Annotated in this window: 23 protein-coding genes; 7 read left to right on the top strand and 16 right to left on the bottom strand. The window is 48.8% G+C overall.

The window, feature by feature from the left end:
- Positions 1 to 12: 12 nt before the first annotated feature.
- The 5 genes from lpdA to ACWJJ4_RS07970 all read right to left on the bottom strand — a co-directional run bounded on the left by lpdA (position 13) and on the right by ACWJJ4_RS07970 (position 6750).
- On the bottom strand, positions 13 to 1434 hold the full coding sequence (gene lpdA / locus ACWJJ4_RS07990; RefSeq protein WP_070082090.1) for a dihydrolipoyl dehydrogenase: 1422 nt from the start codon (positions 1432 to 1434) through the stop codon (positions 13 to 15).
- Positions 1424 to 2539 (bottom strand): butyrate kinase, encoded by a 1116-nt coding sequence (buk, locus tag ACWJJ4_RS07985; protein WP_094247799.1) that lies wholly within the window; start codon positions 2537 to 2539, stop codon positions 1424 to 1426. Before buk ends, lpdA begins: the two co-directional genes overlap by 11 nt.
- A 17-nt stretch (positions 2540 to 2556) precedes the next feature.
- Entirely contained in the window at positions 2557 to 3651 is a 1095-nt protein-coding gene (gene bcd / locus ACWJJ4_RS07980; protein WP_003153209.1) for a branched-chain amino acid dehydrogenase, read from the bottom strand.
- Positions 3652 to 3664: 13 nt separating this feature from the next.
- A complete protein-coding gene (gene yqiS / locus ACWJJ4_RS07975) occupies positions 3665 to 4558 on the bottom strand; it encodes a phosphate butyryltransferase (RefSeq protein WP_025649863.1) in 894 nt (297 codons plus the stop codon).
- A 122-nt stretch (positions 4559 to 4680) separates the two neighbouring features.
- Positions 4681 to 6750, bottom strand: coding sequence for a sigma-54 interaction domain-containing protein (locus ACWJJ4_RS07970; protein WP_007612462.1), 2070 nt, complete (start codon positions 6748 to 6750; stop codon positions 4681 to 4683).
- Between the two features lie 153 nt (positions 6751 to 6903).
- On the opposite strand from ACWJJ4_RS07970, the gene ACWJJ4_RS07965 reads away from it, so the two are divergent.
- Positions 6904 to 7146, top strand: a complete 243-nt coding sequence (locus ACWJJ4_RS07965) for a DUF2627 domain-containing protein (protein WP_007408378.1) — start codon at positions 6904 to 6906, stop codon at positions 7144 to 7146.
- A gap of 27 nt (positions 7147 to 7173) precedes the next feature.
- On the opposite strand, the gene prpB is transcribed toward ACWJJ4_RS07965, so the two are convergent.
- The 10 genes from prpB to ytaF all read right to left on the bottom strand — a co-directional run bounded on the left by prpB (position 7174) and on the right by ytaF (position 16748).
- Positions 7174 to 8079, bottom strand: a complete 906-nt coding sequence (gene prpB, locus ACWJJ4_RS07960; RefSeq protein ID WP_060674589.1) for a methylisocitrate lyase — start codon at positions 8077 to 8079, stop codon at positions 7174 to 7176.
- Between the two features lie 18 nt (positions 8080 to 8097).
- Complete coding sequence (locus tag ACWJJ4_RS07955; RefSeq protein WP_454021556.1) at positions 8098 to 9525, bottom strand: bifunctional 2-methylcitrate dehydratase/aconitate hydratase; 1428 nt, start codon at positions 9523 to 9525, stop codon at positions 8098 to 8100.
- Positions 9526 to 9550: 25 nt separating this feature from the next.
- Positions 9551 to 10648, bottom strand: a complete 1098-nt coding sequence (mmgD, locus tag ACWJJ4_RS07950) for a citrate synthase (RefSeq protein WP_003153198.1) — start codon at positions 10646 to 10648, stop codon at positions 9551 to 9553.
- A gap of 23 nt (positions 10649 to 10671) precedes the next feature.
- Positions 10672 to 11805: an acyl-CoA dehydrogenase gene (locus ACWJJ4_RS07945; protein WP_060674592.1), complete on the bottom strand. Its 1134-nt coding sequence runs from the start codon at positions 11803 to 11805 to the stop codon at positions 10672 to 10674.
- 29 nt (positions 11806 to 11834) lie between these two features.
- Positions 11835 to 12686 (bottom strand): 3-hydroxybutyryl-CoA dehydrogenase, encoded by an 852-nt coding sequence (locus ACWJJ4_RS07940; RefSeq protein ID WP_024085587.1) that lies wholly within the window; start codon positions 12684 to 12686, stop codon positions 11835 to 11837.
- 19 nt (positions 12687 to 12705) lie between these two features.
- Complete coding sequence (locus ACWJJ4_RS07935; RefSeq protein ID WP_070082092.1) at positions 12706 to 13887, bottom strand: acetyl-CoA C-acetyltransferase; 1182 nt, start codon at positions 13885 to 13887, stop codon at positions 12706 to 12708.
- A gap of 140 nt (positions 13888 to 14027) precedes the next feature.
- Positions 14028 to 14765, bottom strand: coding sequence for a glycerophosphodiester phosphodiesterase (locus ACWJJ4_RS07930; protein ID WP_454021555.1), 738 nt, complete (start codon positions 14763 to 14765; stop codon positions 14028 to 14030).
- Positions 14766 to 14852: 87 nt separating this feature from the next.
- Positions 14853 to 15479 (bottom strand): N-acetylmuramoyl-L-alanine amidase family protein, encoded by a 627-nt coding sequence (locus ACWJJ4_RS07925; RefSeq protein ID WP_007612483.1) that lies wholly within the window; start codon positions 15477 to 15479, stop codon positions 14853 to 14855.
- A gap of 19 nt (positions 15480 to 15498) precedes the next feature.
- Positions 15499 to 15816, bottom strand: a complete 318-nt coding sequence (locus ACWJJ4_RS07920) for a hypothetical protein (RefSeq protein WP_454021554.1) — start codon at positions 15814 to 15816, stop codon at positions 15499 to 15501.
- A gap of 308 nt (positions 15817 to 16124) precedes the next feature.
- A complete protein-coding gene (gene ytaF / locus ACWJJ4_RS07915; RefSeq protein WP_070082095.1) occupies positions 16125 to 16748 on the bottom strand; it encodes a sporulation membrane protein YtaF in 624 nt (207 codons plus the stop codon).
- Between the two features lie 146 nt (positions 16749 to 16894).
- Between ytaF and ACWJJ4_RS07910 the strand changes: the two genes are divergently transcribed.
- The 6 genes from ACWJJ4_RS07910 (at position 16895) to alr (ending at position 21201) form a co-directional block, all read left to right on the top strand.
- Positions 16895 to 17527 (top strand): helix-turn-helix domain-containing protein, encoded by a 633-nt coding sequence (locus tag ACWJJ4_RS07910; protein ID WP_014418348.1) that lies wholly within the window; start codon positions 16895 to 16897, stop codon positions 17525 to 17527.
- A gap of 290 nt (positions 17528 to 17817) precedes the next feature.
- On the top strand, positions 17818 to 17955 hold the full coding sequence (locus ACWJJ4_RS07905; protein WP_014470646.1) for a hypothetical protein: 138 nt from the start codon (positions 17818 to 17820) through the stop codon (positions 17953 to 17955).
- Between the two features lie 93 nt (positions 17956 to 18048).
- Entirely contained in the window at positions 18049 to 19167 is a 1119-nt protein-coding gene (locus tag ACWJJ4_RS07900; RefSeq protein WP_003153184.1) for an NADH-dependent flavin oxidoreductase, read from the top strand.
- Between the two features lie 126 nt (positions 19168 to 19293).
- Complete coding sequence (locus ACWJJ4_RS07895; protein ID WP_223883535.1) at positions 19294 to 19506, top strand: spore germination protein; 213 nt, start codon at positions 19294 to 19296, stop codon at positions 19504 to 19506.
- 125 nt (positions 19507 to 19631) lie between these two features.
- Positions 19632 to 19844 carry a spore germination protein gene (locus ACWJJ4_RS07890; RefSeq protein WP_003153181.1) on the top strand — a complete coding sequence of 71 codons (213 nt, stop codon included), beginning with the start codon at positions 19632 to 19634 and terminating at the stop codon, positions 19842 to 19844.
- Between the two features lie 175 nt (positions 19845 to 20019).
- Positions 20020 to 21201: an alanine racemase gene (gene alr / locus ACWJJ4_RS07885; RefSeq protein WP_454021553.1), complete on the top strand. Its 1182-nt coding sequence runs from the start codon at positions 20020 to 20022 to the stop codon at positions 21199 to 21201.
- Between the two features lie 147 nt (positions 21202 to 21348).
- Here alr and spo0A read toward each other — a convergent pair whose 3' ends face one another.
- Entirely contained in the window at positions 21349 to 22149 is an 801-nt protein-coding gene (gene spo0A / locus ACWJJ4_RS07880; protein WP_015417798.1) for a sporulation transcription factor Spo0A, read from the bottom strand.
- Between the last annotated feature and the right edge of the window lie 253 nt (positions 22150 to 22402).

Genomic DNA, 22402 nt, shown 5'->3' with positions numbered 1-22402 from the left:
CCTTCTTTCCTTTTAAAAATGAATCGCGTTTCCGTCTGCGGCTAACGCAGCTTCTCCAATCGCTTCTGAAAGCGACGGATGCGGATGTATGGACTGGCCGATTTCCCAAGGAGTCGCGTCGAGCACCTTGGCAAGCCCCGCTTCAGAGATCATATCGGTGACGTGCGGGCCGATCATATGAATACCGAGAATATCATCTGTATTCCGATCGGCGACGATTTTAACAAAGCCATCGCTTTCTCCGTATACAAGAGCCTTTCCGATTGCCATGAACGGAAACTTCCCGATCTTCAGTTCATGTCCTTTTCGGGTTGCTTCCTCTTCTGTCAGACCGACACTCGCCGCTTCCGGATTTGAATAAATGCATTTCGGCACAAGAGCGGCATCAAGCGGAGCCGGATTAAGACCCGCCATATGCTCAACAGCAATGATGCCTTCACGGGAGGCCACATGCGCAAGCTGAAGACCGCCGACAACATCACCGATCGCATAAATGTGCGATTCCTTCGTCTGCCCGGCTTCGTTCACGATGATAGAACCGTTTTCCGCTTCAATATCCGTGTTTTCAAGGCCGATCCCTTCAATGTTCGGCTGGCGGCCGATGGAAACAAGCATTTGTTCCGCGTGATACGTTTCTTTTTTTCCATTCTTTTCAGCGGCAATTGAAACGCCGTCCGCTTTTTCCAATGTATCCGGAAGCACTTTCGCACCCGTTACGATCTTAATTCCTTTTTTCGTTAACAGTTTTTCCATCTCGCTTGAAATATCACGGTCTTCAGTCGGCAAAATGCGGTCCGCATATTCAATCACAGTGATATTGACGCCGAAATCGTTCAGCATGGATGCCCATTCAATTCCGATGACACCGCCGCCGACGATCATCATGGATTGGGGCAGACGTTCAAGCTCAAGCGCTTCATCTGATGTCAGAATATATGTACCGTCTGCTTCTAAACCCGGCAGCATTTTCGGCCTTGAACCGGTTGCGATAATCAATTGTTTCGGTATCAGCATGTCGTTTTCTTCACCATTTGCGTATTCGACAGAAACCGTACCGGGAAGAGGTGAGAAGATGGAAGGGCCGAGCATACGTCCGTACCCGTTGAATACATCAATCTTCCCCTTTTTCATCAAGTGGGCGACACCGCCGGCCAGACGGTCAACGATTCCCTGCTTTCGTTTTTGCACGCTGTCAAAGCGGAGGGAGACACCTTCCGTTTCAATGCCGAATGCTGCCGCTTCCTTTGCGGTTCGGTACACTTCCGCGCTTCTTAACAGCGCTTTACTCGGGATACATCCTTTATGCAGGCATGTTCCGCCGAGCTTTTCTTTTTCTACAACGGCCGTTTTTAAGCCGAGCTGGGCCGCTCTGATGGCGGCTACATAACCGCCCGTCCCGCCGCCCAGAATGACCACATCATATTCAGTCGCCATTTGTTTTCACTCCTTCGCCGATCTGATATTGCTTTGACTGCTCCTCACCGGCTAAAACCCGAAGCGCGCCTTGCGCGAGAGATTGCAGTTCATTTTCTCCCGGGTACACCAGTACATCCGAAATCCAATCTATGTACGATCTGATGGCGGATACGAAACTTTTCCCGTACGCCAATCCGCCCGTCAGGACGATAATGTCTACTTTTCCTTTTAATACGGCGCTTGCCGCCCCGATTTCTTTTGCTACTTGATAAGCCATGGCGTCATAAATGAGCCTCGCATGCTCATCTCCGGCCTGAATGCGTTTTTCCACCTTCACCGCGTCCGTTGTCCCCAGGTAGCCGGAGAGTCCGCCCGTGCCGACAAGTTTTTTCATCATATCGGCTTTTGAATACTTGCCGGAAAAACACATCTCCACCAAATCACCCGCAGGAACGGTTCCCGCGCGCTCCGGGCTGAAGGGCCCTTCTCCGTGAAGCCCGTTGTTGACATCCGTCACCCGTCCGCAATCATGGACACCGACTGTGATGCCGCCGCCCATATGAGTGACGATCATCTTCATCTGTTCATACCGTTTGCCGAGGGACGCCGCCGCCTGACGGGCAACAGCTTTTTGGTTCAAAGCATGAAAAATGCTTTTCCGCTTGATTTCAGGCATCCCTGATACTTTAGCGAGCGGAGTCATCTCATCCACCACGACCGGATCGACGATATACGCGGGGATATTTAGTCCGTCAGCTATTTCCCTGGCAATAATTCCGCCCAGATTAGAAGCATGCTGGCCGTTGTAGCCGTTTTTCAAATCAGTGATCATGGCGTCATTCACTTCATATGTGCCGCCCTCAATCGGTCTGAGCAGGCCGCCCCTGGCACAAACGGCATCAAACTTTGAAATGTTGATGCCCTGTTCGTGCAAAGACTCAAGAATGCTTATTTTTCGAAATTCGTACTGGTCGATAATGCCGTTAAATGTTTTCAGCTCTTCTTCGGGATGCCGCAGCGTCTTTTCAAAGATACAGCGTTCATTGTGAAAGACACCGATTTTCGTTGATGTTGAGCCTGGATTCAGAATGAGAATGCGTTTTTCCTTTTCGAACATTTTCATACCTCCAGATCAAATTCCTATCGTCTGCTTAATATACTTTGGCCGTTTTGCAGAAACTGGCTTCTTGAACGGCGCATGCGTTCAATTCGTTCCTCAGCCAGACGGTCGGCCGCTAAGTATGTCGGAATGCCGTCACGCGCGGAAATATCGAGCACCCGCTCAATGTTTGCATAGATGCCTTCAACTTTTTTCAAAGCCCGCTCAGCATTGTAGCCGTAAAGCTCATCGGCCACATTGATGACGCCGCCTGCATTGATGACATAATCCGGAGCGTACACGATTCCCATTTCATGAATGGTATCGCCGTGACGTGTTTCTTTCAGCTGGTTATTGGCCGCTCCCGCAATGACTTTCGCCTTCAGCTGTTTAATCGTGTCATCGTTAATGACGGCGCCGAGAGCACATGGGGCATAAATATCGCACGCCTGTGAGTAAATGTCGCCGGGATCAACTGCGCGGGCGCCGAAGTCCTCAACGGCACGTTTAACAGATTCTTTATTGATATCCGTTACGATTAAAGAAGCGCCTTCTTCGTGAAGGTGGCGGCATAGATTGTAAGCCACATTTCCCACGCCTTGCACGGCAATTGTTTTACCTTCCAGTGAATCAGTGCCAAACGCCGCTTTCGCTGCGGCTTTCATCCCTTTGTAGACGCCGTACGCCGTAACCGGGGACGGATTTCCTGATGAACCGAATGCCGGAGAAATTCCGGTTACATAGTCTGTTTCATCATGAATAATGTCCATATCTTCAACGGTGGTGCCGACGTCTTCCGCCGTAATATACCTTCCGTTTAAGCCTTGGATGTAGCGGCCGAACGCGCGGAACATTTCTTCATTTTTATCTTTGCGCGGGTCTCCGATAATAACGGTTTTCCCGCCGCCTAAGTTTAAACCGGCAGCCGCATTTTTATAAGTCATGCCTTTTGCGAGTCTCAGTGCATCTTCAATCGCCGCTTCTTCACTGTCATATGTCCACATTCTTGTTCCGCCGAGTGCAGGGCCGAGCGTCGTATCATGAATCGCGATGATCGCTTTTAATCCGGATTGTTCATCTTGGCAGAATACCAATTGTTCGTAATCGTAAGTCTCCATATATTTGAAAATTTCCATAGGTTCGTTCCTCCTACTGTTCTTGTGATGCGCAAATCGCAAGCGCAATTGAATACAGTTTATTTTCTGCGGTATCCGCTCTGCTCGTTAATGCGATCGGCGCTTTTGCACCGGCGATGACGGCAGCAACATTTGCTTTCGCAAAATAAATCATTGACTTATAAAGCATATTTCCGGCCTCGATTGAAGGAACCAAGAGAATATCCGCCTGGCCCGCTACGCTTCCGGAAATCCCTTTTTGCAGCGCAGCCGCTTGGGATACGGCATTATCCAAAGCAAGCGGTCCGTCCGCAATGCAGCCGGTAATCTGTCCTCTATTGCACATCTGGACGATCGCAGCCGCGTTCAGCGTCGCCTCCATTTTCGGATTAACCGTTTCAATAGCGGCAAGGACTGCGGCTTTCGGCATAGGGTTCCCTACAGAATGTGCGACATGAACCGCATTTTGCAGAATATGCCCGAGCTCTTCAAGAGACGGGGCAATGTTCAGCGCTGAATCAGTCACATACATCAGCCGGTCATAGTCCGGCACCTCAAAAACGGCTACATGTGATAACACCCTTTTTGAACGAAGCCCTTCCTGGCGGTTTAAAACCGATTTCAGAAGAGTTGAGCTCGGGAGATTCCCTTTCATTAAAACGTCCGCCTCTTGTTCACGCACTGCGCGCACTGCTTTTGCCGCAGATTCTTCTGGTGAATCGGCGTGGATGATGTCAGCATTGAACTTCGGCTCATTTGCCAGAAGCTCTTTCAGCTTTCCGCTGTCACCTGTCAGTAAAAATCGTGCCGACAAGTGTTCTGCCGCCATTTTGACGGCCTGGATCACTTCTTTATCTGCTGCGTGGGCCACTGCAATGGTTTTTGCGTTTTTTGCCGCGGCTTTTTCAACTAGGTCTTTCAGCTTCATTTTGTACCACCTTTCTTGTGCGAATCCGCTTTTAACAATGCAAGTTCCGTGCCAAATATGCGAAAGGGTTTATTCCGGCTTTTTTCAAGAACACATGCAGCTGTTTGCGCTTTCTCTGCAACTTATTGCATGCCGTCATTTGCAAGGCCGTACTTGTCCATTTTGTAGTACAGATTCCGAATGCTGACACCAAGCGCTTTCGCCGTTTTGGTTCGGTTGAATTTATGCTTTTCAAGCGTTTTTTGAATGACGTGCGCTTCAAATTTTTCAACAGCCTGAGACAGCTTTTCCCCTTCTACATCCGGAAAATCACTTTGGGTGCCGTTTTTTTCATTCAGCTCTGATTCGAAAACAGGCAGATGCTGCTGTTCGATCCGTTCCATGTGCGGCTCTAAAAATATCATTGCCCGTCCGAGAACATTTTCAAGCTCCCGTACGTTTCCCGGCCAGCTGTAGGCTGATAAAGCTCGCAGCGCGTTCGGCGTGAGCCCCTTTACATTGCGGCCGTAATCCTGATTGATTTTTTCAATGAGCCGAATGCTCAGCGCTTCAATATCTTCTTTGCGCTGCCGAAGCGGCGGGATTGAGATCGGATAGCGGTTAATCCGGTAATACAGGTCTTCACGGAACGCGCCTTCCGCCATGGCCTTTTCGATGTTGACGTTTGTCGCTGCGATAATTCTGACATTGACAGAAATCGCTTTAGCGCCGCCGACTCTGATAATTTCTTTTTCCTGCAGAACTCTGAGCAGCTTTGCCTGGGTGCTTTGGGTCAGCTCTCCGATTTCATCTAAGAAAATGCTGCCGTTATTCGCTTCCTCAAAAAGTCCTTTTTTGCCCCCGCGCCTCGCGCCCGTAAACGCGCCTTCCTCATAGCCGAAAAGCTCGGATTCAAGCAGGGATTCAGACAGGGCAGCACAATTGACCCGGATGAATTTATTGTATTTTCGGTCGCTTTCATTATGGATGGCGTGGGCGAAAAGTTCTTTTCCTGTGCCGGATTCTCCCCGCAGCAGAATCGTCGCCGGCGTTTTCGCCCCGAGCTTCGCCTGTTCAAGGGCGACCAGCATTTGTTCACTCGTGCCGATAATGTCGTCAAACGTGTATTTCGCTTCAAGCGTGCGGATGATCTGGCGCGCCCGATTCAGCTCAGCAGTCAGCGTTTTAATTTCTGACACGTCGTGGATGACGCCGACGCTGCCTTTTAAAATACCATCCACAATAACGGGGGCAACATTTACGATGACATCCTTTTTATTGGGGCCGACCTTCATCCTCACACCCCGAACGGGCCGCCTTGTCCCCAATACTTTCAGGTGCATGCTTTCCCCTTCTGAGATATCGGTGGAAGCGGGTTTTCCGATGACTTCGCTTTCTGACAGCCCGGTCATTTTTGTATACGCTTTGTTGATTAACATTCCGATGCCGTTTTCATCAACGACGGAAATGGCCTCGTCTGACGATTGAATAATCGCTTCAAGCATGGTGCGGATTTGTTTTAAGTTCGTGACCTCTTCCGCCAGTTCAACTGCGTCGGTGATGTCTTTAAACACGCATAACGCGCCGAGAAGTTTTCCGCCTTCATCAATGATCGGCAGTCTTGTCGTGACAATCTGCAGGTGCTTGCCGAGAAGCTGCTTCTGGTTATATTCCGGCTCTCTCGTTTCCAGAATCCGCGGCAGCTTTGTGTTCGGCACTACATCTTTAATTTGGCGGCCGATGACATCCTCCCGTTTTCGGCCGACCATTTTTTCTGCCATCTGATTAAATAAAATGATCGTTTCGTTGACGTCTATAAAAATCATGCCGTCGTGCGTTGAATTAAAAATCCGGTCATGCTTATACGTCTGCGACTTCAGCATTTGGATAAGCTGCTGTTTTTCCTCCATCAGCTGAAACACCATGTACGCCAATTTTCCCGGCATGACGATGGTTTGTTCTTTTTTCTCATGGAGCAGCTCATCCATGACCGCTTTATCGCCTGTTGTATGGATGATAATATCTATATCTTCAGTTATGTAGGGTTTCCAATCTGATGAGGTTGCAATTCCATATCTCCGGGCTTCTTGCAGCCCTTGCGCCTCCGGATCTTGATCAACCACCGCAATAATCCGGATCAGTTTTGTTTTCATCAAAATCTGTAGGAGCGCCGTGCCTCCTTTACCAGCACCTATAATCAGCACCTTCTGCATCCCGATACCCCTTTATATGAAAAAATTTGCACACCTGTATTTCCCGTTGCAATAATTTGCACAACCCCTATGTTACCACGTTTTGATCTCTTGACAAAATATTTTTTCGATTGGACAATAAAGGAAATCATATCGTAAAGGGGTTTTCTGAATATGAGCCGGCTTGTTGCGCTTTTAATTCTGGTCCTCCCCGGCGCTGTCGCGGCGCTCGGCATTAAGCTGATGAGAGATGCATTATTCGGGCATGCGTTTTCCCCGTTTCCGTCCCTTTTTCTTCAGGGGGCGGCCGGATTGGCGTTTTTTTTGTTCGGCCTTTATGTTCTGGCCGGGTTTATTTTGTACAGAGATCGGAAACGCAATCAAGTCAGCCCGCGGTTCAGGAAAAAAAAGCTGTAAAAAAAGCCCTTGCAAAAAAGGGCTTTTTCAGTCGTCCGGCAGTATCGTTTTGGCAATGGATTGATCCAGTTCTTCATAGTCATCGTAAGCGATCGTTTCATATAATTCTTTTCTCGTCTGCATATCCGAAAGCCCCTCTTTTTGAGAGCCTTCTTCTTTCAGAAGGCGGAAAATACGCTCAAAAGCCTTGGCAGCCGTTCTGAGTGACGTGACCGGGTAAATGACCATCTGACAGCCCATATCGGAAAATTCATCAGCACTGTAATACGGCGTTTGTCCGAATTCAGTCATATTTGCGAGAATCGGCACACTGATTTGTTTGGAAAACGCTCTGAATTCACTTTCGGATTGGAGCGCTTCCGGAAAAACAGCGTCAGCACCCGCTTTTATATAAGCGTACGCCCTTTTTAGTGCCCCCTCCAGCCCTTCCTGCTGTCTGGCGTCTGTTCTCGCAACAACAAGAAGAGTCGGCGCGGCCCGCTTGACCGCTTGGATTTTTTGCGCCATTTCTTCAATCGGCACGAGCTGCTTCCCATTCAGATGTCCGCATTTTTTCGGCAGGCGCTGATCCTCCATTTGGACGGCGGCCGCGCGCGCTTCATACATTTCTTTCGCCGTCCGGGCGGCATTCAGCACGCCTCCGAAACCCGTGTCAATATCGACGAGGACGGGCAAATCAGACGAGCGGACCAGATCTTTAACCCGTTCAGCCATTTCCGCCGACGTGATAATGCCTAAATCGGGCAGCCCTCTGCTCGCCGTGTAAGCCGCGCCTGATAAATAAAGAGCCGAAAAACCCGTTTTCTTGGCGATAAGAGCGGCCATCGCATCGTGAGCGCCGGGAATCTGCAATAGATCCGGCGCTGCCATCAGCGTACGGAACCGCTCTGCAAGCTCCTCTTGAGACGACTGCTTGCTGACGATCCACGTCATGTTTGTCACCCTCCTATTTTATATGAGAAATAAGTCCATAAATTCACTAACGCTGAGCTTCTGCATTCGGCCGCTATCTTTACAGGCCTCTTCGATTTTCCGCTGCTGCTTCAATGAAAAATGAGTGCTGATGTTTGCTGAAAACTTGGCAAGAATCTTCGGAACGGCTTCTTTTCTGCGGAATCGGTGCCCGAGCGGGTATTCACATTCAATCCGTCCCGTAGCCGTGCCGTCTGTAAAATGCACCTGTACGGCATTTGAGATGGATCGCTTATTCTGGTCTAAGTAATCTATTGAGTACGATTTGTGTTCCGTCACCTCCATTTTGCTCCGCAATGTATCAATTCGCGGGTCAGACGCCGTTTCCTCTTCATAATGATCCGCCGTGATATCTCCGAAAAGCAGCCCGATTGCCGTAATATACTGGAGGCAGTGATCCCGGTCAGCCGGATTGTGAAGCGGCCCTTTTTTATCGATAATCCGGATTGCCGACTCATGGGTCATAATCGTGATCCTGTCAATGTCTTCGATGCGGTCTTTCACCTCCGGATGAAGCCGGACCGCGCATTCCGCCGCTGTCTGGGCGTGGAATTCAGCCGGGTAGGATACTTTAAACAGAACATTCTCCATCACATAGGACCCAAGCGGGCGGGCAAGCTTCATTTCCTGCCGGTTAAATAATACGTCTTGAAATCCCCACCCAGATGCGGTCAGAGCCGTCGGGTACCCCATTTCACCTTTTTGCGCCATAAGGGCCAAGTATACGCCTCTGCTCGTCGCGTCGCCGGCCGCCCATGATTTGCGTGATCCGGTGTTCGGCGCATGACGATACGTTCTGAGGCTTGAATTATCAATCCAAGCGTGAGATACGGCGTTATTGATTTCCTCTCTTGAGCCGCCCAGCATTTGTGCGCAAACAGCCGCAGTCGCCACTTTCACAAACAGCACATGGTCAAGCCCGACTCTGTTTAAACTGTTTTCCAAAGCGAGAATTCCTTGAATTTCGTGCGCTTTGATCATTGCGCAAAGCACATCGCGCACGGTAAGCGGTTCTTTCCCTTCTGAAATCCGCACTCTGGATATATAATCCGCACAAGCCAATATGCCTCCGAGATTGTCAGACGGATGCCCCCATTCGGCCGCAAGCCACGTATCATTATAATCGAGCCACCTGTTGATACAGCCGATATTAAAGGCAGCCGTGACCGGGTCTAAAACAAAAGGCGTGCCCGGGACTCTGCTGCCGTTGGGCACGGAGGTTCCCGGGACAATCGGGCCGAGCAGCTTTGTACATTCAGGATAGCTGAGCGCCAAAATTCCGCAGCCTATCGTATCAAGAAGCACATGTCCTGCCGTAGTGAAAGCTTCTGAACTGTCAATCTCCTGATGGAGCACGTAGTCAGAAATCTCTTCGATTACAGCGTCCATTCGGCGGGGTTCTGTCATGTTTTCATCTTCCTTTCTCATCTGTTTACAGGCGCGCTCCGGTATAGCGGACACGCGGGCGGAAAAGCCGGTTTCGGCTGTGCTGTTCAATGACATGAGCGCACAGTCCGACCGTCCGTGCGCTGAAGAATATAGGCGTATACAGCGGGATCGGGATGCCGAGCATGTAATAGACCGGCGCTGCGTAGTAATCTAAGTTCGGATAAAGGCCTTTTTTCTCCCGCATGACGGTTTCTCCGGCTTCACACATATGATAAAGACGGAAATCACCTGAAAGATCAGACAGTTTTTTCAATGCTTCTTTCATCATGAGCGCCCTCGGGTCCATTTTTTTCATGTAGACACGGTGGCCGAAGCCCATGATTTTTTCTTTGTTTGCGAGTTTTTGAGTTAATAATTGTGTAAACCCGTCTGTATCCTTCGCTTCCTCAAGCATGTACATAACCGCTTCGTTCGCTCCGCCGTGAAGGTTTCCCTTAAGCGAGGCGACGGCTCCGGTCAGCGCGCCGTAAATATCCGATTGCGTCGAAGCAATGACACGGGCCGTAAACGTTGAGTTCGGCAATTCATGCTCACTGTATAAAAGAAGCGACCGGTCGAATATTTCTTCTTCCAAGGAGGACGGCGTTTTTCCGGTAATCATATATAAAAAGTTTGCGCTGTACGATAAGGTTCCGACAGGCGCTAAAGGCTCCAGTCCGTTGATGACTCGATAGCTGTTGACGGTCAGATTCGGCATTTTGCCTATCAGCCCGCGGACACGGTGCCGATTTACAGAAGAGGTGCGGTTATCAATATCCTTATCAAAGCCTCCAAGCGCGGACAAACCTGTCCTCAGTCCGTCCATCGGGTGAGTACGTTCGGGCAGCAGACGGCATATACGCAAGATTTCCTCGGGAAGGTGTCCGCCGCGCCGAACGTCTTCTTCAAGCGCCTTCTTCTCTTTCGCATCAGGAAGTCTGTCTTCCAATAAGAGATGAACAATGTCCATATAGCCGGCCGTTTTAGAAAGCTCAATCAGATCGTGGCCTTTGATTAAAATACTGCCCTGCTGTGTATCCAGGAAAGAAATCCCCGTTTCCACCGCAATGACGCCATCTAAACCGGGAGAATAAGATTCCATGGTTTCGCTCCTTTGCGCACTTTTTATTGAAGAAGATACTTAGAAATAATCAGCCTTTGAATCTCATTGGTTCCTTCATAGATTTGCGTGACTTTCGCATCCCGAAATAAACGCTCCGCGGGATACTCTTTCATATAGCCGTAGCCGCCGTGAATCTGCACAGCCTCCACCGCCGCTTTCATCGCCGCATCGGACGCGAATTGCTTCGCCATAGATGCTTCTTTTCCGCACGGAAGCCCTCGCTGATACAGATCAGCAGCATGATAGACCAATAATTTGGCAGCTTCCGCATTCGTTGCCATGTCAGATAATTTAAATGAAACGGCCTGATTCGAAGCGATGGGTCTGCCGAACTGGCTGCGGGTTTTGGCGTACTCCACCGAGCAGCCGAGCGCCGCTTCGATAATCCCGAGCGCCTGAGCCGCTATGCCGATCCGTCCGACGTCAAGGTTTTTCATGGCGATTGAAAAACCCTCGCCCTCTTCGCCGAGCCGGTTTTCAATCGGAATTTCCGCTTGGTCAAACTGCAATTCGACAGTATTGGAACCTAACAATCCGAGCTTTTTTTCTTTTTTTCCGACAGAAAAACCGGGTGTGTTTTTTTCAACGATAAACGCTGAAATTCCCTTTCTCCCTTTACCCGGATCGGTTATGGCGAATGTCAGATACAGATCTGCCGCTCCGCCGTTTGTAATAAAGATTTTTGAACCGTTCAGAATATATGAACCGCCTCGTCGCACGGCTGTTGTTTTCAGACTTCCCGCATCAGATCCGGATTGAGGCTCAGTAAGCGCAAAAGCCCCAATATATTCGCCCGCTGCCAGCTTCGGAATATACGTTTGTTTTTGGGCTTCTGTCCCGAAATGCAAAATCGGGATTGTGCCTACCGATGTGTGGACGGACAAAATGACGCCGACGGCCGCGCTGACTTTTGATATTTCATGAATCGCTAAAATGTAAGATGTTGTATCAGCACCCGCCCCGCCGTAAGCTTCCGGGACGGGAATGCCCATCAATCCCGCTTCGCCCATTTTTTTAATCAGCCGCTCCGGAAATTCATCTGTTGATTCCATGAGCTCAACCACCGGCGCGATTTCCTTGCGGGCAAAATCACGCACCATTTTCCTCATCATGATGTGCTCTTCTGTAAAATGCATGGCTGCCGTCTCCCCTCATGATCTTTACATCATCTGCCGTACTCATAAAAACCGCGCCCGCTTTTTTTGCCGAGCCAGCCGGCGCTGACATATTTTCTGAGCAGAGGGCATGGGCGGTATTTCGGATCTCCGAGCCCCGCGTAGAGAACCTCCATAATGGAAAGGCACGTATCCAGCCCGATGAAATCAGCTAACGTTAAAGGGCCCATCGGATGACGCATGCCGAGCTTCATCACCTCATCAATCGCTTCCTTTGAAGCTGCTCCTTCGTAAAGGCAATAAACGGCTTCGTTAATCATCGGCATTAATATGCGATTAGATATAAAGCCCGGGAAGTCATTGACTTCGACAGGGGTTTTATTCATCCGGACGGCAAGCTTCTTTACTGTTTCCGCCGTTTCTTCCGATGTGGCGAGTCCTCTGATGACTTCGACAAGCTCCATGACAGGAACCGGATTCATAAAATGCATGCCGATTACTTTTTCAGGCCTTTTTGTGGCCGCGGCAAGCTCCGTAATAGGAAGAGAAGACGTATTGCTTGCCAATACGGCATGAGGGGGACAGATTTTATCAAGTGTGTCAAACAATTCCGCTTTTGCTTTTTTGTTTTCGGCAATGGCTTCAATGATAAAATCAGCATCTCCCGCTTCTGTAAGCTCTGCCGGGGAAATACGGCTGAAAACGGCATCTGTCTCCTGCTGTGACTTCCGTCCTTTTGCCTGCTCTTTCTCCAGGTTTGTCTTTATGCGGTGAAGACCTTTTGTTACCGTTTCCGGCTCCCAATCGTATAACTTGACGGCAAACCCGGCTTCTGCGGCCGTCTGAGCGATGCCTGCCCCCATCTGACCGGCACCTGCGACCATGATTGTTTTCATCTTCATCCGGCGCTCCCTCCTTTGATCAGTACACCTCCAGCAGGACGGCATCTCCTTGAGCCGCTCCGCTGCATATAGCCGCTATGCCTAAACCTCCTCCGCGACGCTTTAATTCGTATATTAAACTCATGATGATTCTCGCTCCGCTTGCGCCGATCGGGTGGCCGAACGCGATTGCCCCTCCGTTTACATTCACTTTCTCCCGGCTGAACCCGGCTATTTTTTCACTCACGAGCACGACGGACGCAAATGCTTCATTTACTTCAAACAAATCAATATCGTCAACGGACAGTCCGGTTTTTTTCAAGAGCCGGCTGATGGCCTCTCCCGGCGCGCTTGCCAGCTCGGACGCTTCCAGTCCGACTGACGCAAAGCCAAGTATTGCTGCGAGCGGCCTGACATGCTGCTTTGCTGCTTTTTCCTCTGACATCAGCACAAATGCTCCGGCCCCGTCATTTACACCGGGAGCATTTCCTGCTGTAACCGTTCCGTCGGCTGTAAAAATTGGCTTGAGCGCTGCGAGCTGCTCAAGGCTTGTATCAGGACGCAGCCCCTCATCCGCTTCAACGATATGCTGTTTGCCCTTTTTGCCGATCCAGGTGACGGGGACAATTTCTTCACGCAATTTGCCCGCCTCAGCCGCCTCAGCCGCGCGTTTCTGGCTCAAAAGAGCGTAATGATCCTGTTCATCCCGGGAAATGCCGTACTTTTTGGCCGCAGTGCTTCCGTGGACAGCCATATGTACCTGGTCGAACGCACAGGTCAGACCGTCATGAACCATTAAATCCTGAAAAACCCCGTCCCCCATCCTCACACCCCAGCGGCCGGCCGGAATGGCGTACGGAATGTTGCTCATGCTTTCCATTCCGCCTGCAATCAGCACGTCCGCATCTTTCGCCCGGATCATTTGATCACAGATGGTAACAGCCCTGAGCCCTGATGCACAGACCTTATTAATGGTTTCAGCCGGAACGGACCACGGAAGCCCGGCATATCTTGCAGCCTGCCGTGCCGGAATCTGCCCGGCACCCGCCTGGACGACCATCCCCATCACCGCTCCTTCCGCTTCGCTTTCACTGATAGCGGCGCGCTTCATTGCTTCTTTTATGGCAATGCCGCCAAGCTCGGCTGCCTTTACCTCTTTTAATGCGCCGCCGAATTTTCCGAACGGCGTTCTTGCCGCACTGACGATAACCGTTTTTCCCACAATTTTGCCTCACTTTCAATAAGATAAAAGATAACGCTTACACAAAACGCCCTGTTACAATATATGAACCGGCTGACCGAGTTATGATTGCACCGCCTTTTTCCCGCCCATAAAAAAAGAAGACTGTCTGAACAGTCTTCTCAGCTGCGGCATTCTTCTTTTATAGAAACAGCCAGCTTTGGATAATCGGTAAAAATTGCGTCTGCTCCCGCTTTCATCAGCCGCTTCATATCCTCAGGACGATTGACAGTGAACGGACGGAGCGCCGCTTGGTGTTTTGCAAAATGTGTGATCACTTCAGCGCTGACCGCAGGCGTACCGAGCTTCGGATGATAACCCGAAGCGGGGATGGCGGCAAGATACCGTTCAGGCCGGTACAGCACATCCATTGTCAGCACCGCCCGTTCAATTTCAGGCGCCAGGGCGTGGCAAACCGCGAGACTCTCATGATTAAATGAAGAAAAAATAACGCGCTTTTCCAGTCCGTAATATCTGACTTTTTTAATCACTTCTTCTTCCATTCCTTCGTAACGGAATACACTGTTTTTCAGCTCAATGTTTATCAGAAAATCAGCACGTTCCGCAAAACGCAGCACATCTGACAAAAGCGGAACTCTGACACCTTTAAAAGCATCTTTCCATTTTCCGGCGGCATCGGCGGTTCTGATTTTGTCATACGCCGTATCTTTCACAAATCCTTTCAAAGACGTCGTGCGGTCGAGGGTTTCATCGTGAATGACCACGATCCGGCCGTCTTTTGTCATCTGTACATCAAGTTCGATTCCGTCAGCCCCGTCCTCAATCGCTTTTTTGAATGCGGGCATCGTATTTTCAGGGCAGTCGCCCGACGCCCCCCGGTGGGCAAAAATATTCGTCATATGTGTCACCTCAGATGTTTGTCATCGATTTTCTCTATTATAATCGTTATGCACATCAGGAGGGCGCTATTTACACATATTTTATCATTACCGGCCGCTGTAATAGGTTTCGATTCCGTTTACAACGGCGTCCGCGGCGTGCTCTTGTCCGTTATCGCTTTTCAGCTTGTCCGCATCTTGAGGATTTGTGATAAAACCTAATTCAGCCAGCACACTCGGCATCTTTGAATATGTAATAACATAAAAAGGAGCTTCTTTTACGCCTCTGTCCCTCATCCCTAAAGACGTGACAAGCTGCTGCTGAATGTCGGAAGCAAGCCTTTCGCTGTCTGCGCCTTCATATGTCGAATTAAAATACGTTTCCGTGCCCGATGCCGTTGAGACGGCTGAATTCGTATGGAGGCTGACGAATAAATCGGATTGGCTGGCGCTCGCTTTCGCCACCCGCTCGTCCAAACGTAAAAAAGTATCGTCAGTCCTTGAAGCTACAGGTTTTGCGCCTTCTGTCTCCAATTTGGCGATCACCTTGTTTGACACCGCTAAATTGATGTTTTTCTCAAGCAGTCCATTTCCGCCGGCCCCGCTGTCTTCTCCGCCATGTCCGGCATCGATATAAATGGTTTTCCCTTGCAAAGGTTCGGCTGCATAAGCGGACGGCGCAAGCAGAAGCAGAGCGGCACCGAAGGCAGCAGCGCTTTTTGTCAGTAAACCCACGTTTTTTTCCTCCCCGTTTTCACATATCTGTTTCTTTTTTCAGTTTCTCAAGCCGTAATTGTCCGTTGCTCTCTTTTTTATAGGTGATTTGCACCGCCGTATGTTCAGGCAGAGACTGACATTCAAACAGCTTAGCGAAAGGCACCTTCACCTCTTGCCTTTCTCCGTCAATTTCGACCGCGATCGCATCGTTTCCGGCCGCTTTTATAAATGTTCCTTCCTGTGTAAATGACGGCGCCGCATCAGCCTCCGCGGTATACTCGCAGCCTGATAACAGCCATGCGGTGAAGATCAGAAGTATGACAGACTTCACACAGATCACCTCACGTTTTCTCATTCGGCTTTATCTTTGAACAGATTGGCCGATTTGTAAAGGGAGCCTCCATTCCTCCAGCGCTTTTCCATATTTGGAATGAAGGCTATCTGACCTGCTGTTTACCTGAACTTAGAAAGAAAACAAGCTGATCAGTCTATGAAAAAGGTTCTGTCTGAAGGCCGAATATGCAGAATTTAACGGAAACGGACGACTTTCTGTTCATTTTGAAAAAATATCAGATCGGCAAAAAAAGAGAGCCGCGTCATGCGCTCTCCCGAACAGAAACATTCATATTTATTTTGAGCTTTTCATAAAATGAACGGGACAACTTAAAAGAGCAGCGTATTGGCGGCAATGATGAGAATAATCACTCCGCTCAGCACCGTGCTGAACTGTCCGACGTGAAAAGAACCGATGCGCAATGACGCGGCTTTTTTTCCAAGCGAGCAGCCGATCCATATGGTCAGAAAGCTTCCGATCGCCGCAGTGATGGAAATGGCAGCGGGAGAAAGCCCGATCAACCCCGCGCTTAATCCGTTGGTCAGCGCATTTGCGGATACGGCCACCCCGAGAACCATGGATTCCAATATACCGATTTCTCCCGAACCGTCGGCATCCGCTGCCTCCGGATTTTGCAGCAGACCGGCAAAACGGCCTTTTTTTCCTGACGCGCCAACACGCGCTGTTTTTCTCGGCACAGCCAGCAGAATGATGCGGATACCGATGACAGATAAAATAAACGCCGCCAGCAATACAGGAAGAAAGCCCGGTAAAACGGCTGAAATCCATTTTCCGAAATAAATTCCGATATAACTGAATACAAAACAGATAAAAGCGATCATCATATTTGACGCATGCGATATTTTGATTTTTCTGATGCCGTATGACATCCCCACTCCTAAATTATCAATGCTTGAGGAAACTGCCAAACCTAAAATCAATAACCAAGCCATGTTCGTTTCTCTCCATTCTTTGATGTCTTTTCAACATGTTGTGCCGTTGAATCTACACTATCCTATTCAGCAGCACAGAAAAGGTACCTTTTCTGCAAAAATTATTGATTGACGATCATCATTCCGGCGGAAACGAGGTGACACCCTTGACAGAAAATAAAAATAAGACACTGGGACCCCTTTTAAAATCACTGCTTGATAAGCACTCGCTCTCCATGAGAAAGCTCGGCGCCTTAACAAACATTGATACGGCCACCATCTCCCGGATTATCAACGGCAAACAGAAGGCCAATTTAAAGCATCTTCAGGAATTTTCAAAACACCTCCGCACCCCGCTGGAGGAATTGCTTGAGGCGTCAGGCATAGACATCGGTCATGAAAAAGAAGCTGCGCCGCAAGACCCGATGCACGCGATTCAGGATATGCTGAATATGGCCGAGATGTTTGATCAGCCTTTTTCCCGGGAGCAAATTGAGCGCGAACTGACCAGATATGAACAATACGCCAAAACCCAGCAGGGCCATCGCCTGATTTGCGATGAGTTTCAAAAGAAAATGGACAATGAAGAAAGCGTCGGCCCTTTTATTGATCATTTGAAAAACATGCATCATCAGTATATGGATGAATCAACACCGGCTGAAGACCGCGCGATTCTCGGGAGCGCGCTGCTGTATTATATTTTAGCGACCGACGTCATTCCGGATTACATGTTTCCGATCGGCTACCTGGATGACGCCATCGCCGTGCAAATCGCTTTGAACCGGCTGAAAAAAAAGTAAAGGCGCTTAAAAAAGCGCCCTTTTTGTGTTGAAAAATATGAAACACCGCATTACGGTTTTGTCAAAACAGAGACAGCTGTCATATGATACATCAACCTAACAAAAAGGAGGGTGTCTTCTATGGACAGCAACACAGTAGTGGCAGTGTGCGCTCTGTTAAGTGTTGTGATTCAGATCGGAACGATATTCGCCGCAGGAAAGTGGAAAAAAGAATAAACAAATTGACGGTTTTTTCGCACAAGCGTATGCTTATAAATAACCTTGTAAAAGATAAGAAAGAAGATATGCATATGAAAAAAATCATTCTCCTCTTCGCCGCCGCTGTCATATTCAGCTCGATCGGCCATCAAATTTCAGGAGGATATAAAGATCCTGAAAAGGAACGGAGAAAACCGTTTCATTCGTTTAAATGGTTCAGCCGGTCATAACCTCCGGAAGAAGAACAAGCAAAATAATTGCACACAATGAAAACATAAGCTAGAATACGGACGAGTTAAACTCCTAAGGAAGAAGGCGAAATGATGAAGCAAACTTATCAACCGCTGTTTGAACCTTTTACGTTCGAAAGCGGCGTCACCATACCAAACCGTATTTCAGTCGCACCGATGACACATTATTCATCAAATGATGACGGAACGATTTCCGACCGTGAATTAAGCTACATTACTCCCCGTTCAAAAGAAATGGGCATGGTCATTACGGCATGTGCAAACGTAACGCCGGACGGCAAAGCGTTTCCAGGCCAGCCCGGCATCTATGATGATTCTCACATTCCCGGCTTGAAAAAACTCGCTCAGGCGATCCAGTCTCAAGGAGCGAAAGCCGTTGTGCAGATTCACCACGGAGGATTGGAATGCCCTCCTGAACTCGTGCCAAACAACGACGTCGTCAGTCCGAGCGGCTCAGAAGAAGACGGCAGACAAACGTCCCGGGCTCTCACCGAACAAGAAATTGAGCACATCGTGAAAGCATTCGGCGAAGCGACACGCAGAGCGATTGAAGCCGGCTTTGACGGTGTTGAAATTCACGGGGCAAACGGGTACCTGATTCACCAATTTTATTCACCGAAAACAAACCGGCGCACAGACCGCTGGGGCGGAAGCGATGAAAAGCGCCTCGCGTTCCCGCTTGCAGTCGTTGACGCTGTCAAACAGGCGATTGATACACACGCTGAAAATCCATTCGTTCTCGGCTACCGCCTGTCACCGGAAGAGCCGGAAACACCGGGGCTTACAATGAAAGAAACATTCATGCTCGCCGACGCGCTTGCGGAAGAGAACTTGGATTATCTGCATATTTCACTGATGGATGTCAATTCCAAAGCCCGCCGCGGCGCGGATACTTCACGGACCCGGATGGATTTATTAAACGAACGCGTCGGCCATAAAGTGCCGCTGATGGCCGTCGGTTCCATCTATACCGCGGACGAAGCGCTTGCCGTATTAGAAAGCGGAATTCCGCTGGTGGCTCTGGGACGTGTCATTTTGATTAACCCCGAATGGGCGGTGCTGGTCAAAGAAGGCCGCGAACAGGAAATCGAAAAAGCCATTCAAGCATCTGAAATTGAGAAATACCGACTTCCTGAACCGTTATGGGAAATGATTCAGAATACAGGCGGCTGGGTGCCGTTTGAAAAGTAGACTAAAAAAACTGCCGGATGTCCGGCAGTTTTTTTGATTCACAAGTTTTTACCGCTTTGTTTACTCCTATTTCCAACACACAGCGTACATATAGTAAATAGATTAATAGAAAGGAGACCGTATATGATGGCTGGTTTCCCTATTACGATTAACAGTCTTTCCGGAAACGGGGTTGTCAATGTCGGCGGTGCGTTTTCGATAAGTCATTTAACCGTATCAAAAACCGTCTACGGCTCAGGAGGGGGAAATACAGGTATGGTCCTGCAAATGAATCAATCCAGCACATCTCAATCTTCAAACTCTCAATACTCTGATCAAAATGTAACGAAAACATTATGACATCCGTATTTCCCTCCCTTTCCGGCTGGCAGCAGCCGGATTCTTTTTGCCGTTTTGTTTAATCTTATTCCATATCACAGCGTACATATAGTTAGTAGACTGTGAGAGAAAGGAGAAAAAATAGAATGAGCGGTTGCCCGATTACGATAAACAACGTATCAGGAAACGGAGTTGTCAATGTTGGCGGCGCCATATCCATCAGTCCGCTGACTGCATCAAAAACCGTTTTCGGTGCCGGAGGGGGAAATATCGGCATTGTCATTCAAAACAATGCTGTAAGCCAGTCCAAAATGTTTGAACATCAATTTTCAGATCAGAATATTGTAAAGTCAATTTAAGGGCTGCCAAGCAGCCCTAACTGCATAAATAAAGCAGGCACACTGATTTCCCGAAAACTTGATTTTAAACATCAGCGATCACCTTTCCATGTTTTGAATGATTTCAGTTAAAGATGAATAGAATGCAGATTGAAAGCATGAGTACTGAATCTCATTAAGGAAAGAAGGAATCGTGATGAAAAAACTTTGCCGGGAAGTTTGGATTGAAGTTGACCTTGATGCGATAAAAAAGAATGTACGGGCGATCCGCCGCCATATTCCGAATACGTCTAAAATTATGGCCGTCGTAAAAGCGAACGCTTATGGCCACGGGTCTGTGGAAGTAGCGCGGCAGGCACTGGAAAGCGGGGCGAGCGAGCTTGCTGTCGCAAGCGTCGAAGAGGGAATTGTGTTACGGAGAGCGGGAATTACGGCGCCTATTCTCGTGCTCGGCTTCACAGCTCTCAGCTGTGTGAAAAAATCTGCCGTTTGGAACATCACATTATCAGCATTCCAGGTCAGCTGGATCAAAAAAGCGAATCGGATATTGGAAAAAGAAGCAGATTCGAAACGGCTTTCCATTCATATCAATGTGGATACCGGAATGGGCCGGCTGGGTGTGCGCACGGAAGAAGATCTTTTAGCAGTGGTGAAAGCGCTCAAGTCGAGTACATACCTGTCATGGGATGGCATCTTTACACATTTTTCAACAGCGGATGAACCGGACACTGAGCTGACGATGCTGCAGCACGAAAAGTTTATCAGCTTCCTCCGCTTTTTAAAAAATCAAGACATTACGCTGCCTACCGTGCATATGTGCAATACAGCCGCCGCTATCGCATTCCCGGAATTCAGCGCCGACATGATCCGTTTAGGCATTGGGTTATATGGTTTATATCCGTCCGCCTCGATAAAGGAGCTGAGCCTCGTGGATCTCACGCCCGCACTAAGTTTAAAGGCGCGTATCGCTTATGTGAAAGCCATGGTGACAGATCCCCGGACCGTCAGTTATGGTGCCACATATATCGCCGAACCGGGTGAAATCATCGCGACGATTCCGATCGGCTATGCTGACGGTTACTCCCGCGCCCTGTCCAACCGCGGGTTTATTCTGCACCGCGGCAGACGGGTGCAGGTAGCGGGGAGAGTGACAATGGATATGATAATGGTCAGTTTAGGTGAGAATGAGGGCAAACAAGGAGAAGAAGTCGTCATCTACGGCAAACAAAAAGAAGCCGAGATTTCCGTTGATGAAATTGCCGAAATGCTCGGTACGATCAGCTACGAAGTCCTGTCTGTGTTAAGCCGCCGCATCCCCCGCTTTTATTTCAGAGAGGGCAAAATCATTAAAATATCAGCTCCGGTATTATACGTATAGACGCCATAGTTCCCGCATTTATGTATAGAACAAGTACCAGCGTGAGTGGTTCCCATTGTTTTCGTCAGCAAAATCTCAAAACGCCTTCTCTTCCGCGTTCATGCACGGAATAGAAGGCGCAAAAAGACATTTAGCCAAAGGCTTGCGTTACGAAGCTTTATGCTCCAATCTCAGCTTGTCAGCAACCATCGCGATGAACTCTGAGTTGGTTGGTTTTGCTTTTGTCATGCTTACGGTATACCCGAACAGTGAAGAAATGGAATCAATATTTCCTCTGCTCCACGCGACTTCAATGGCGTGGCGGATGGCCCGTTCTACACGGCTTGCGGTCGTGTTGAATTTTTTGGCGATGTCGGGATAAAGGACTTTTGTGATGCTGCCGAGGAGTTCAATATCGTTATACACCATGGAAATGGCTTCACGCAAATAAAGATAGCCTTTGATATGGGCAGGCACACCGATCTCATGGATAATGCTTGTAATGCTGGCATCGAGATTTTTCCGTTTCGGCTCCGGCTGGTTGCGGATAATGCTGCTTTGCGCGGACGGCGCACGGTGTGTGACACTGCTGACATTTCCGCTTACCTGGCGGATATGGCCGACAAGGTTTTCCATATCAAACGGCTTCAGGATGAAATAGGACGCGCCTAAATCGACGGCTTTTTTCGTAACGTCTTCCTGACCGAATGCCGTCAGCATGATGACGTTCGGCTGCTTCTCGAGCTCTGATTCCCGCAGACGCTCCAAAACAGCAAGTCCGTCCAGATGCGGCATGATAATGTCTAAAACGAGCACATCGGGATTCTTATCTTTAAACAAAGAAAGACATTCCTGTCCGTTATAAGCAACGCCGATCACTTCCATATCATCCTGTCCCTCTATATATTCACTCAACAGGCTTACAAGCTCTCGATTATCATCAGCAACACAAACTTTAATTTTCTCCACGTTTCTTCCTCCCCCAATGTATTAACAGGACGCAACCCATTTGACTGCTATATGTTACATTCGACAAAACCACTACTTCCCCTTTTAAAAAATCCATATTTACCAATAATAGTGGTATATCTTTGTTTTTCTAGCATTTTCTAGGTTTTTCGACTAAAAATTAAGTTTGACAAATCAGGAAACGTGAATTTGTCGAAAAATCTTCATGTCTTATTTTACATGAATCCCGGAAAGAAGTGAAGAACGCATCACA

The organism is Bacillus sp. JK62, from assembly GCF_053663455.1.
This window is presented reverse-complemented; position numbering and strand designations above follow the sequence as displayed.

Excerpts from the sequence above, each read along its gene's own strand:
- ACWJJ4_RS07890 (WP_003153181.1), top strand. The coding sequence starts at position 19,632 with ATGAGCGGTTGCCCGATTACGATAAACAACGTATCAGGAAACGGAGTT.
- ACWJJ4_RS07900 (WP_003153184.1), top strand. The coding sequence starts at position 18,049 with ATGAAGCAAACTTATCAACCGCTGTTTGAACCTTTTACGTTCGAAAGC.
- ytaF (WP_070082095.1), bottom strand. The coding sequence starts at position 16,748 with ATGGCTTGGTTATTGATTTTAGGTTTGGCAGTTTCCTCAAGCATTGAT.
- prpB (WP_060674589.1), bottom strand. The coding sequence starts at position 8,079 with ATGACGTGGATCGTCAGCAAGCAGTCGTCTCAAGAGGAGCTTGCAGAG.
- ACWJJ4_RS07940 (WP_024085587.1), bottom strand. The coding sequence starts at position 12,686 with ATGAAGATGAAAACAATCATGGTCGCAGGTGCCGGTCAGATGGGGGCA.
- buk (WP_094247799.1), bottom strand. The coding sequence starts at position 2,539 with ATGAAAATGTTCGAAAAGGAAAAACGCATTCTCATTCTGAATCCAGGC.
- ACWJJ4_RS07965 (WP_007408378.1), top strand. The coding sequence starts at position 6,904 with ATGAGCCGGCTTGTTGCGCTTTTAATTCTGGTCCTCCCCGGCGCTGTC.
- bcd (WP_003153209.1), bottom strand. The coding sequence starts at position 3,651 with ATGGAAATTTTCAAATATATGGAGACTTACGATTACGAACAATTGGTA.
- ACWJJ4_RS07895 (WP_223883535.1), top strand. The coding sequence starts at position 19,294 with ATGGCTGGTTTCCCTATTACGATTAACAGTCTTTCCGGAAACGGGGTT.
- yqiS (WP_025649863.1), bottom strand. The coding sequence starts at position 4,558 with ATGAAGCTGAAAGACCTAGTTGAAAAAGCCGCGGCAAAAAACGCAAAA.
- lpdA (WP_070082090.1), bottom strand. The coding sequence starts at position 1,434 with ATGGCGACTGAATATGATGTGGTCATTCTGGGCGGCGGGACGGGCGGT.
- alr (WP_454021553.1), top strand. The coding sequence starts at position 20,020 with ATGAAAAAACTTTGCCGGGAAGTTTGGATTGAAGTTGACCTTGATGCG.
- mmgD (WP_003153198.1), bottom strand. The coding sequence starts at position 10,648 with ATGGAATCTTATTCTCCCGGTTTAGATGGCGTCATTGCGGTGGAAACG.
- ACWJJ4_RS07945 (WP_060674592.1), bottom strand. The coding sequence starts at position 11,805 with ATGCATTTTACAGAAGAGCACATCATGATGAGGAAAATGGTGCGTGAT.
- ACWJJ4_RS07930 (WP_454021555.1), bottom strand. The coding sequence starts at position 14,765 with ATGACGAATATTTTTGCCCACCGGGGGGCGTCGGGCGACTGCCCTGAA.
- ACWJJ4_RS07970 (WP_007612462.1), bottom strand. The coding sequence starts at position 6,750 with ATGCAGAAGGTGCTGATTATAGGTGCTGGTAAAGGAGGCACGGCGCTC.
- ACWJJ4_RS07955 (WP_454021556.1), bottom strand. The coding sequence starts at position 9,525 with ATGACAGAACCCCGCCGAATGGACGCTGTAATCGAAGAGATTTCTGAC.
- ACWJJ4_RS07920 (WP_454021554.1), bottom strand. The coding sequence starts at position 15,816 with ATGAGAAAACGTGAGGTGATCTGTGTGAAGTCTGTCATACTTCTGATC.
- ACWJJ4_RS07905 (WP_014470646.1), top strand. The coding sequence starts at position 17,818 with ATGAAAAAAATCATTCTCCTCTTCGCCGCCGCTGTCATATTCAGCTCG.